Origin of the sequence: uncultured Sunxiuqinia sp. (assembly GCF_963974515.1) — a bacterium.
Taxonomy (GTDB): domain Bacteria; phylum Bacteroidota; class Bacteroidia; order Bacteroidales; family Prolixibacteraceae; genus Sunxiuqinia.
On sequence record NZ_CAXBDD010000104.1, the window covers coordinates 1 to 13,264 of the forward strand.

The 13,264-nt window shown below is 44.3% G+C and carries 5 protein-coding genes; all 5 read left to right on the forward strand.

Features of this window, described 5'->3' with window-relative positions:
* The coding region (locus AAC033_RS16100) for a glycoside hydrolase 43 family protein (RefSeq protein WP_339739978.1) at positions 1 to 2,619 on the forward strand (2,619 nt) is incomplete at its 5' end.
* Positions 2,620 to 2,955: 336 nt separating this feature from the next.
* Positions 2,956 to 6,867, forward strand: coding sequence for a response regulator (locus tag AAC033_RS16105; protein WP_339739980.1), 3,912 nt, complete (start codon positions 2,956 to 2,958; stop codon positions 6,865 to 6,867).
* A 463-nt stretch (positions 6,868 to 7,330) separates the two neighbouring features.
* Entirely contained in the window at positions 7,331 to 9,076 is a 1,746-nt protein-coding gene (locus tag AAC033_RS16110) for a glycoside hydrolase family 43 protein (RefSeq protein ID WP_339739982.1), read from the forward strand.
* Between the two features lie 215 nt (positions 9,077 to 9,291).
* Positions 9,292 to 12,450 carry a TonB-dependent receptor gene (locus tag AAC033_RS16115; RefSeq protein ID WP_339739984.1) on the forward strand — a complete coding sequence of 1,053 codons (3,159 nt, stop codon included), beginning with the start codon at positions 9,292 to 9,294 and terminating at the stop codon, positions 12,448 to 12,450.
* An 11-nt stretch (positions 12,451 to 12,461) separates the two neighbouring features.
* Positions 12,462 to 13,264: RagB/SusD family nutrient uptake outer membrane protein (locus AAC033_RS16120; protein WP_339739986.1), on the forward strand; the 803-nt coding region annotated here is incomplete at its 3' end.

A 13,264-nucleotide genomic window follows, 5' to 3' on the forward strand; every position in this document is an offset into this window, starting at 1 on the left:
GGCTACACCGGAACTGCGGGCGGCGATGGTTTCGGTGCTAACTTCAAAAAGATTATGGACGACACAGGTAATGTGAGCTGGCTCCTTTTTACAAGCCCTCATTTACTGGCTGATTTTACAGCAGTGCCTCCGGCAGCGGGCGAACCCTATACTTTTCTGAACGACCCCGAAGCTTGTCCGTGGCCCGTCTATCACTGGTATCAGGAGTATGCCAATGAAAATTACCCGCGACCCGATTTTCAATACCAATCGCATAGCGACAATGGTGATGGAACCTATACAAACCCCTTGATTTTTGCTGACTTCCCCGATCCCGATGTCATTCGGGTGGGCGATGTGTATTACATGGTTTCCACCACGATGCATATTTTCCCCGGTGCTACAATTTTAAAATCGTACGACCTGGTGAACTGGGAATACTGCAGCAATCCCTTGGAAATAATCGAATCATCTCCCTGCTTCAACCTGGATGGCTGCGACCGGTATGGCCATGGACAATGGGCAACCAGTCTGAAATTCAACAACGGAATGTATTACCTTCTGTTTACGACCCTGGAAGAAGGAAGCTACCTGCTGACGGCTACCGATCCGGAAGGGCCGTGGGAGAAGCAAAAGCTGGATGGTAGCTTTTACGACCCGGGTTTGTTTTTCGATGAGGATGGGAAAACGTATGTCGCTTATGGTATAAACACGCTAAAAATTGCTGAGTTGGACGAAGATTTTGCGGTTGTTCCCGGTTCGGAACAGGAAGTTTACAGCTATACCATAAAAGAGGGTTTGGAAGGCAGCCATTTGTACAAGATTAATGGTTATTATTATATTTATGCAACTTATGGTGGGTGGCCAGCCTACCAGGTAGCTTTGCGATCGAGCAATATTTACGGGCCCTACGAAGAAAAGCTTTTGCTGGATGATGATAATATCCATCAGGGCGCGTTGGTGGAAACTCAAACCGGTGAATGGTGGACCGTTTTGTTTTACGACAAAGGCGCTTTCGGGCGCTTGCCCAACCTCCAGCCTGTGACCTGGGTCGATAACTGGCCGGAGATTGGTGTTGACGGAAAGGGTGTTACCACGCATGCCAAACCCAATGTCGGACAGGAATATCCGGCAAAGGTTCTTCCGACCAACGATAATTTCAGAAATTACAAACCGGGTATGCAATGGGGATGGAATCACAATCCGGATAATACAAAGTGGTCGTTGACGGAGCGTCCGGATTACCTGCGGCTAAAGACTGTGAGTGTCGTGAACGATTTAGCGGATGCCCGGAATACGCTGACCCAACGAATTTTTGGCTACCGATCCGATCTGGACAATTCTTTTGGTACCATCAAAATGGATATCGAAAATATGCTGGAAGGCGACGTGGCCGGATTGGCTGTTTTCCAGGATCCTTATGCTTATGTTGGGGTGAAGGTGATTGATGGTCAGAGAATGTTGGTCATGATGAACGATGGCGTATTGACCACCGGGCAGGCCATTGAAAATACGGAAATCTACCTGAGGGCTGTCGCCGGTTATAACACGAGCAAGGCTGGTTTTTATGTCAGTCTGGATAATGAAACGTACACAAAAATCGGAGCGGATTTGGAAATGAAATTCGATCTTTCCGTGTTTACCGGCAACAAGTTCGGTATCTTCAATTTTGCAACGGTTCAAACCGGAGGCTATATTGATGTTGACTGGTTTACAACCGAAGAATTCTACTCGGAAGAAACTTTTTACGATGATTCCTTTGAAGGATACAGCGATGAATCGCTGACTTTGACCGATCTGATCGTTGAAGGGGGCGATGTGGAATTGCTGACCGGCGGAACCACCAGTTTGTCTGTTAAGGCTGTTTATGCCGATGGCCGGATAGAAGATGTCTCTATTGGTGCAACCTACGATAATCCCAGCCCTGAAATGATTCAGATTGTCAATGGAAATATTATCGCTGATGCAGACGGAGAAGTTACTGTTACGGTAACTTACCAGGGCGGATTGGGAAATCCGGTTTCCCGTCAGTTCACCGTTACTTCTTCTACCTTTCCGCTGACCAATTTGTTTAATCCCTCCATTCATGAGAGTGGAACCTTCGATGGGAATACTCAAACCCTGATTACCGGACAATATGGGTTTGGCGGGTGGAAATACGATGCCGGAATAGATATTTCGGGTTATAAATACCTGGTAGCCAAACTGGCGAAAACAGCAACTTGTGCGCCATCGTTTCGCTTATTCGATGACAATAATTACTGGGGTGGAGCTGCCGAGTACGATTTTGGCAACAGTACAGAAATGATTGTGCCTCTTTACAATATGTACAAGAAAGACACCGATGTCAAACTGGATCCTTCGCATATTTATATTATTGGATTTTGGTCACTTGGAAATTGCCCCATTGAAATTGAAGAAGTGTATCTGACTAATACAATTGATGAAGGCAGTATTCCAACTGATATTGGGGAAATTCCGACTCGGAATGATGATGAAACAGAGCTTGTTGATGTGTATTCGGTGATGGGGGTGTTGCTGCGTTCGGATGTTGTTCGAAGAGAAGCAACCCAAGGACTTCCCGCAGGTGTTTATGTTGTAGGACACGAAAAAGTAGTTGAGACCGGAGCGGTGTATTAATGCTCAGAATCAGCCAAGGTTTGTTATCTGTTTTGTAAGTGTTTAAATAATTGGCTATTGTTGGAAACGTTGAGAATTGAGAGTCGGGTTGCATTTGAATCCACTTTGGGTTGTTCTTATCCCGATTGTGAGTGGCGCTGGATTTTTTTTCTATCTTTCGTTGCGCTTTCGTATTGGACTTGTGTATGTGATATCGATTTTGAACCGCTTTGGGGGATTGAAAAAAGAACGCCAAAAAGAGGAAGAGCCAATAAAATGAGTGTACTGGATTGCAGTTAATAGAAGGATTTTATTTTGTGTGGTTCATGTAAATGGAATGAAAACCTGACCGATCTTATGATTTTGAAATTCAAAATAGTTGTTGTTGGTATTTTCGCACTGCTGAGTATTTTGTCGTTTCAGGCGCGTGGAGTGAATGATGTCCAATTTTATAATCTGAATGACGAATACGAGATTTCGATCCGGGAAACCAACCAGGTTTGCAGTGATGATTATGGTTTTATCTGGATCTCATCAAAAATGGGAGTCGTTCGTTACACCCAGGACGACATCCGGATTTACCATTTACCCTACGAAACGAAAGATATTATTACTGTACGGCTGGTCTATGAGAATGGTGTTTTGTATGCCTATACCAACAATGGACAGATTTTCAAGTACAATGCCATTCAGGATGCTTTTGAGTTGGAGATCAACATCGCCAAGGAAATTCTAAATCCATATCTCATCGTTACAAAGCTATTGGTCGACGGGAAAGGCAGCATGTGGCTATCCACGTCATTTGGGATCTTTTTTTATGAAAAGGCTACCGGTTTAAAAATTCTGGAGCAGAACGAGAGTATCCATTCGCTGGAGTGGTTCGATGATCACTCCTTCTTTTATGCAGTTGACGGGGAAATTAGGCTTTACAATACGCTTAATTTCTCGTCAAGCGATTATTTTGCATTTCCTGAGGCTAAGAATTACTTTGTTTCTCACTTCTTTTTCGATAAAGGATTAAATACCCTTTGGGTTGGAACGCGCGCTGATGGCCTTTTTTATCTGGAAAACAAAAATGGAAGATTGAGCCTTTCCGGTATTCCTGAAATACCAAACCAGCCGGTTTTGGCTATCGAGGCCATTTCCGATACAACGATGCTTATTGGGGTTGATGGTCAGGGAATCTGGGAGATCAATAAGCAGGGGACACGGATCCTGAATGTTTTTAAGGAAGACCCGGATAATCCAAACTCCTTGAAAGGCAACGGTGTATATGATATTTACCGCGACCAGAATGATCGTGTATGGGTTTGCACCTATAGTGGAGGAGTTTCCTATTTTGATCAAGCCAATCCGATCGTGACCCGAATCAACCACGTGGTTAATAATCCCAATTCGCTGGTTACGAATGATGTAAACAGCATACTGGAAGATTTGGACGGTAATCTTTGGTTTGCAACAAACAATGGCATCAGTTGCTGGAATGTGGCCGCCAATTGTTGGAAATCGTTCTACCATAACAAACGGGAACAAGCGCAGGTATTTTTATCCCTATGCGAGGACAATCAGGGCAGGATTTGGGCGGGCTCTTATTCCTCAGGTGTTTATTTACTTGATCGTAGAACCGGTGAAGAGTTGGCCCATTACAGCCCGGATGTCACGGACGGAGCGTTTGGCTCTAATTTCATTTTTGATATTCATAAAGATGCGCTGGGGGATATCTGGATTGGTGGAGTAAACGGCGACTTGATTCGTTATCAGCCAAAGAAAAACGAATTTCAGTCTTTTCCCAACATGACTATATACGTCATGGTCGACTATGGGCTGGACAAATTGTTGATTGGAACCACATACGGCTTGTTGCTTTTCGACAAGGAAACAGGAGAAACCCAAACCTTGGTGGAAGGCTACCTGGTTTACGATATTTTATTGAGAAATGATGTCCTTTGGTTGTGCACCAGCGGTGACGGGGTTGTTCGCTATAATATCAATAGTAACGTGACAACACAATATACGGTAGATTCAGGCCTGCCTTCCAATTTTACAAATAGTATTGTTTTTTCGAACGGGTACATCTGGATCGGCACAGAGCAAGGCCTGTGTCGTATCGATGAGAAGGACAATACCGTGTTGACTTTTACAGCGCTGTCTGATTTAAGCAACGTTTCCTTTAATCAGAATTCCCACTATATGCGTCGAAATGGGAAGTTGGTTTGGGGAACGAACACGGGGGCTTTGATTTTTGATCCTCAGGAAATTCAACCCAAACAAGATGAAGGAAAAATTTTCTTCCAGGAATTGACGGTTTCCGGGCGGTCAATTCGAGAATCAACGGATATTGAACTTGATCACCCATTGGATAGTTTGCAGGAATTGTCGCTCAAATATTACCAAAATACAATCAGTCTGGAATTAATACCAATCGGTGTCACTTCAGCAGGCTCTAGATTTTCGTGGAAACTGGAAGGGCTGGATGAGGAATGGAGCAAGCCGGTTAACAACCGGATCTTATCTTATTCGAATATTCCCAGCGGAACTTATACTCTTCGAATCAGAATGATTGATAGTTCCTTGAAGTCAACCATTTCGGCACGGACCATCAAACTTAACATGATTCCTCCGTTTTGGGAGACCAAGTGGTTTAAGTTGCTGGTTTTATTCTTTGTTGCCGGCTTGAGTATTTTCCTCTTTGCTTTCTATGTGGACCGATTGAAAAAACGGCATTCGGAGGAGAAAATTCGATTTTTCGCCAATACGGCGCATGACATTCGAACCTCACTAACGCTGATTACCGGGCCAATCGAGGAATTGAACAAGGAGCCGGGATTATCAAACAAAGGCTTACAATATTTGCACTGGGCTACGGAGCAGTCTCAACGTTTATCGAAGGTGGTAACCCAGCTGATGGACTTTCAGAAAGTTGATATTGGAAAGGAAAAGCTTTCCTTGTCGATGGCAGATGTTGTTCAAATCATCGAAAATCGGGTCATGATGTTTGAATCTTATGCCAAGAGCAAAAATATCGAATTGAAGTTTACAGCCAATTGTAGCAGGTTCGTTACTGCCATTGACGAGACCATGATGGAAAAAGTAATTGATAATTTGATTTCCAATGCCATTAAATATTCTTTTCCTGACCAGCCTGTTTACGTTGATCTGAACTGTTCGCCGAATAAGTGGATTTTTGAAGTGCGCGACCAAGGGATTGGGATTAGCAAGCGGGCTCAGAAATTATTATTTAACGAATATTATCGGGGCGAAAATGCGGTGAACTCTAAAATTGTGGGTTCAGGAATCGGTTTGCTGCTGGTGAAAAACTATGTGAATTTGCATGATGGAAAAGTCAGTTGTTTCAGTCAGCTAAACGCTGGATCGACCTTTCAGATTATCATGCCGGTAAAAAAGATTGAAGGAGATTTGGCCCAACAAAAAGTGTCCGAAGAAAAGGTAATTCGGCCGGCAATGTCCAATTTGAAAATTCATTCTGCGATGCTTGGTGAGTTGGAGTCCCGAAGCCATCATAAAATGAAAGTGTTGATTGTTGAGGATCATGATTATTTACGCGAGTTCTTAAAATCAGCATTGGAATCTCATTTTAATATTTACCTGGCCGACGATGGAGCACATGCGTGGCAAATCATTCAGAAAGAAACCCCAGACCTGGTGGTCTCTGATATCATGATGCCAAACATGGATGGCTTCGAATTATGCAGCAAGATTAAATCGACCTACGAAACTTCTCATATTCCGGTAATTTTATTGACTGCTTTGACTGGCAAGGCGCAGCAATTAACAGGATTAGGACTTGGAGCTGATGACTATCTCACCAAACCCTTCGATGTAACCTTGTTGCAGCACCGTATCAAAAGCATTATTCAGAATCGCGAAGTGATTCGGGGAAAAGCTTTGAAGATTATCAAAGTAAGCGAGGATGAAACGATCCTGGATAATGAGTTGAACGACAAATTTCTAAAGAGAATGGGGGAGGTTGTTCGGGAAAACATGGCAAATTCACAGTTTTCTAAAAATGATTTTGCGGCAGCCATGAATGTTAGTCCATCGCTCTTGTACAAGAAGATTAAGTCATTAACAGATCAGTCTCCAACTGATTTTATTAAGTCGATACGATTGGATCATGCCCTGGAATTATTGCAGACAAAACAGTATTCCATTACAGAAGTCAGCGAACTTTGCGGTTTTGCAAGTGTCGGCTATTTCAGCACCGTCTTCCGCAAACATTACGGAAAGTCGCCAAACCAGGTTGGGTAGCTTTCATCTAATCTATTCTGCGTGTTACGGTTATTCAAAGAATATCCGATTCTGGTGGCTGTTGGGCTGAATTATCCAATCTCCCTTTTTTATCATTATGAAGGTTGTAGCCGAATAGGCGCCCGTTTCATTTACCTTGTCAGGCTGATTTTTGAAGCATGACTGCTGTTTCAATGAGCCAGAATCTAAGAAGGGTAGCATCCTTTGTGCTCACGCTTTATCTTTTGTGAGCCAATATCTTTTTTTAAAGATATTAGATGTAAGTGATTGATAATCAGGAGGTGTTCTGCTCCGTTCTGAAATGTGTCTAAAATTGAAAATCAAATATCCAAATTTTAAAGTCTTCCTACCTCTGGGCGTTTACTTTTGATTTCAATGAAAGTGAGAATCTGTTCCGGAAATATACGGTGGGCTTCTCATGACGATTGAACTAATTCTAACTATGTACTTAACTGATTCTAAAATGAGGAAGAGATTCTCCATTGTTATTCTTTGTGGAGTTATTCTGTTATCGGGTTTATCGGTGTCCTTCATATCATGCACTTCGGGAGCAAAGGCTGAACGGCCGAATTTTGTTTCGGACAGCTTAGTCGCACATTTCGATTATTTTACCTACAAAGGCGAAGATGATTTTTATAAGGAGAATCCACTTCCGGGAGACGATTATTTTTACAACCCAATCTTGCCGGGATGGTATTCAGATCCCAGTGTTTGTACCAACGGGAAGGACTACTTTTTGGTAACGTCCACCTTTTCCTATTTTCCGGGAGTTCCTATTTTCCACAGTACCGATATGCTTAACTGGAAACAGGTTGGCCATGTACTTGATCGTCCGGAACAATTGCCGCTTGACGGACAACGAACCAGTGAAGGTATTTTTGCCCCTGCAATCAGTTATAACCCCCATAATGAAACCTGGTACATGATTACCACCAATATTGGTCGTGGTAATTTCTTTGTAAAAACGAAAGATCCCTTTGGCTCCTGGTCAGCGCCCATTTGGCTGCCCGATGTTGGGGGAATAGATCCTTCATTCTTTTTTGACGACGACGGCAAAGCTTACATTGTCAATAACGATGTGCCTGATGGTGGTTCAACCTACGATGGACACCGTGCTATTCGGGTCACCCAGTTTGATGTTGAAACAGATAAAACAGTTGGGCCCAGTGTCATGCTTGTTAATGGCGGAGTAAATCTGGCCGACAAACCCATTTGGATTGAAGGACCACACCTGTATAAAATCACCGGAAAATATTATTTGATGTGTGCCGAAGGCGGCACTTCGGTTAATCATCGTGAAGTTATTTTTAGAGGTGATTCTCCCATGGGAGAATTTCAGCCATGGGAAAAGAATCCGATTTTGACCCAGCTTCATCTCAACCCGCATCGTGAGCGGCCAGTTACCAGTGCCGGGCATGCCGATTTGATTCAAAAGTCCAACGGTCAATGGTGGTCCGTTTTTCTGGCCTGCCGTCCAATCGGCAACCAGTTTGAAAACCTGGGGCGTGAAACCTTTTTGATGCCGGTTCGCTGGAGCAAGGATGGTTTTCCATACATGACCAAAAAAGAAGAGCTTGTGCCGCGAATTATCCAGATGGAGGGCGTGAAACGAGCAGACTCGCCGACTTTTGGAAACTTTGAGCAGCACGATGATTTCGATACAACAAAACTGGGATTGGAGTGGATGACTTTGCGGGGCCCGGGCACCGAGCTTTATTCCTTACATGAGAATCGGGGATATTTGAGCCTGAAGTGTGCTGAGGTGGCATCGAACGAATTAAAATCGCCGGCCTTTGTTGGCCGACGTTTACAGCATCACCAGTTTGAGTGTGCCACCAGCCTGTATTTTAATCCCCGGTCGGAGGGCGAACAGGCCGGTATGCTGATGTATAAGGATGAGCATCACCAGTACCTGCTGGCTGTCGGGACCGCGGGAGACCAAAAACAAGTCAGCCTGAAAAAGATAACAGGCAGCGAGGTGGAAACATTGGCTGCGAAAGAACTGCCTGCTGGCGATGGCCCAATTGAGCTTAAAGTGTCTTCAACAGGCACTCATTTTAGTTTTCACTATGCTTTCGATGGCGGAGAAACGAATTTATTAATTGAAAACATCGATGCCTTTTACCTGTCAACGGCCCAATCCTACGGTTTTACCGGAACCACGATTGGCTTGTATGCCAGTTGTAAAACATTTGAATTCAGTAATTAACCATCTATATACAATGATCTATGAAAAGTAATTATTAACCAAAAACTATGAACTTATGATTAAAGAATTTTTTAGCGAAATTTTAGTATTTCATTCCCTCCTAGTTAGATTTTATATGGATTCCGGGGGAGGCAGGTGCTTGGTTGTTGCCAGTGTTGACAATTGAAATCCTTCAGGAATTTTTGAACTTTTTATCAATTTAATTTGAGAACGTAATGAAGCAAACATTTAATTTCTTATCTAAAAAGGGATCCTTATCCATCGACATAAGGGTAAACCTATTGAAAGGCTTTATGCTTTTGTGGGTTGTCTTGATTTCTTTTGCCGGATTTGCTCAGGATACCAAACTTGTAGAAGGAAAGGTATTGGACGAGCAAGGTAGTCCGGTCATTGGAGCAACAGTAACGATTAAAGGTCTTACAGGCGTTGGTACGGCTACCAATTTTGACGGTGAGTTTTCACTTGGTGTACCATCGGACAATCAGGTTCTTGTGATCTCATTTATTGGGATGCAAAAACAAGAAGTTGATGTAACCAATCGAACGAACGTTACAGTAACATTAGCTGAAGAAAGCCATCAACTGGGTGAAACAATTATTGTTGGTTATGGACAACAAAAAAAGGAGAGTGTTGTAGGAGCCATTACGCAAACCACCGGAGAGGTGTTGGAGCGTTCGGCTGGTATATCCAATGTGGGTTCAGCCCTGACAGGTAATCTCCCAGGCGTTATCACCATATCGAGTTCCGGTATGCCCGGTGAAGAAGATCCGATGATCTTGATCCGTTCAGCCAGTTCGTGGAACAACAGCGAACCGCTTATTTTGGTGGACGGTATTGAGCGTCCGATGAGCAGCGTGGATATTAGCTCGGTACAGTCTGTGTCGGTGTTGAAAGATGCATCTGCAACGGCAGTATACGGTGTAAAAGGGGCAAACGGTGTCATTCTGATTACCACCAAGCGGGGTAAGGAAGGTGCTGCACGGATTGATGTGTCAGCCAATATGACGGTCAAAGTTCCATCGAAGTTACCGAATAAGTATGATTCGTACGATGCGTTGATGGCTCGTAACATTGCCATTGAACATGAGTTGGGGGTTGAGCCGGACTCGTGGGGATATATGCAACCACAATCGATTATTAATAAGTACCGTTATCCGGCGAACCTGGAAGAATTTGAGCGCTATCCCAACGTGGATTGGCAGGATGAGCTTTTCAAGGATTACGCCATGTCGTACAATGCGAATATCAATGTTTCCGGAGGTACAAAATTTGTGAAGTATTTTGCAGCCGCTGATTTTGTACACGAAGGTGACCTTTTCCAGGTTTTTGATAACGGACGTAACTATGAGTCGGGCTATGGATATAACCGGATTAATGTACGCAGCAACCTGGATTTTCAATTGACGAAAACAACCCTGTTCAAGGTCAACCTGGCTGGGTCGAATGGCGTCAAACAGAGTCCATGGAATCAAACCAATTCATCGGATTGGGCCGTGGCCCAGCAATGGGCTGGTGCCTACAATATTGCTCCTGATGTGTTTTTGCCACAATATTCGGATGGTTCCTGGGGGTTTTATCCCATCATTTCGAATGTGACCAACTCGGCAGCCAATTTGGCGCTGGCCGGGGTAATGACCACAACCAACACGCGAATCAATACGGACTTTATTTTGGAACAAAAACTGGACTTTGTCACAAAAGGTTTGAATTTCAGAGGAACGATCTCGTGGGATAATGCTTTCGTGGAATTCAACCGGGGAATTAATGACCTCTACAACGACGCCCAGCAGAAATGGATTGATCCGGCTACCGGAATGGCAACCTACAAAAAGGAATTCGAGAATAACAACAAATTCGATTTCATGCAGGGGGTACTGTGGAACACTTCTGGTGGTGAAGTTCGAAACGGGTCTACGCTGCGCAACCTGGACTATCAGTTGCAGCTGAACTGGGCACGTGATTTTGGTGAGCACAGTGTCAGTGCCATGGGATTGATTAGTCGAAAAGAACGAGCAACAGGGAATGAAATTCCGCATTTCCGCGAAGACTGGGCATTCCGTACCACCTATAATTATGCCTCGAAATATTTCCTGGAATATAATGGTGCTTACAACGGTTCTGAAAAGTTTGGTATAGACTATCGTTTCGCCTTCTTTAATTCGGGTGCTGCTGGCTGGATGATTTCAGAAGAATCGTTTATGCAATCGCTGCGTTTTCTGGACATGTTGAAAATCAGAGCTTCATACGGGGAGATTGGTGATGATTTCGGCAATCGGTTCTTGTATATGACCCAGTGGTCCTATGGTGGCGCTTCATCACTTGATTTGAATCAGGGAACCAGCTCGTACACTTGGTATCGGGAGTCGGCTGTTGGAAACCCGGATGTACGTTGGGAGTCCGTAAGAAAGTTTAACGTTGGTGCCGATTATGCGTTCCTGGACGGCTTGTTTGCGGGTAGCGTTGAATACTTCCGGGATAACCGGGACGATATTCTTGTAAGAGGTCAAGACCGTGCCGTTCCTTCCTATTTTGGTGCCACTCCTCCCACAGCCAACTTGGGTAAGGCTCGCACCGAAGGGTATGAAATAGAACTGCGAGTCAACAAGGTATTGTCGAACGGGCTGCGGCTGTGGGCCGAAATGAGCATGACTCACGCTAAAAATGAGATTGTTGAGCGCGATGATCCTGCTTTGTATGAAGACTATCAGAAACAAGCAGGGTATAGCATTGGTCAAACAAGAGCGTATGTTGATGCCGGCTATGTGAATACATACGATGCGCTGTATGGCAGTCCGGCACACGACGCAAACGATGCATACAAAGTGCCGGGCGACTACTATATTATCGACTTCAATGCCGATGGTGTGATTGGTGCAGAAGACCGTATTCCCTATGGCTATTCCAATGCTCCGCAAAATACCTACAACTCTACCTTTGGTGCTGAATGGAAAGGCTGGAGCGCTTTTGTACAGTTCTACGGAGTGAATAACGTAACCCGCGAGGTTACACTGACCAGCTTTGGAAGCTCGCTAAATACCGTGTACGATATGGGAACCTGGTGGTCAAAAGATGACCCCAATGCCGATATCACCGTGCCTCGCTGGCATTCAACTCCGAGCTATAACAATGGCACGCAGTTTCTATTTGACGGTTCTTACATCCGACTGAAGAATGCCGAAGTTGCTTACACCTTCAGCAAAGGCTGGGTGAATAACATCGGCTTTGGTGCTATGAAGGTCTTCGTGAACGGAAATAACCTTTGGGTGAAGTCAAAAATGCCCGATGACCGCGAATCCAATTTTGCTGGTGGCGGCGGACAGGGTGCTTACCCGACGATGAAGCGATATAATATTGGTATCAGATTTACATTATAATATTGAAAACAATGAGACAGATATATAAGACTCTTTTATGGGGCAGCTTGCTGTCCATAACCTTGGGGCTTTTTTCCTGTGAGGACTATTTGGAGAAAGCGCCTGAATCGATTATTTCTGAAGAAGTTGCCTTTCAGAACTTTACCAATTTTCAGGGATTTGTTGAGGAAATCTACAATTGTATCCCTGATAAGGAAAAAAAGTATTGGACTTCTTCCTGGAACTGGGGTGATGATGAGCTTTTTAACCTCGAAGGAAGTTTCCATATGACCAACCAGGTTGATCTGGGTAACTTTTGGGCCTGGCAAGGTAATGCAGCGACTTGGCTGGATGATGACAATCCGGATCCAACATCAACCGACAAATTTAGACATGGGTTATGGGCGCATGCCTGGTATGCTATTCGTAAGGCTAATATGGGACTTGAAAACCTGGATTTACTCACTGCGGCCACTCAGGAAGAAAAGAATTTGATTGAAGGGCAGTTGTACTTCTTTCGGGCCTGGTGGCACTTCGAATTGATGCAGTATCTTGGAGGTTTGCCCTATGTTGATGAGGTTTTGCCTTCAGGCGAAAAACCGACTTTGCCACGCCTGAGCTACGAGGAATGTGCGGACAAAGCTGGAGCTGATTTCGCCAGAGCTGCCGACTTGCTGCCTATTAATTGGGATAATACCTCAGTAGGTGCAAATAGTGCAGGGAAAAACCAATTGCGGGTCAATAAAATTATGGCCTTAGGCTATTTGGGTAAGAACTATTTGTGGGCGGGAAGTCCGCTGATGGTGCATGGCGCCCAAACCGGTGGTACTCAAAC

What these genes read in the sequence shown, in the direction of transcription:
- AAC033_RS16110 (WP_339739982.1), top strand. Translation starts at nt 7,331, where the DNA reads ATGAGGAAGAGATTCTCCATTGTTATTCTTTGTGGAGTTATTCTGTTA.
- AAC033_RS16115 (WP_339739984.1), top strand. Translation starts at nt 9,292, where the DNA reads ATGAAGCAAACATTTAATTTCTTATCTAAAAAGGGATCCTTATCCATC.
- AAC033_RS16105 (WP_339739980.1), top strand. Translation starts at nt 2,956, where the DNA reads ATGATTTTGAAATTCAAAATAGTTGTTGTTGGTATTTTCGCACTGCTG.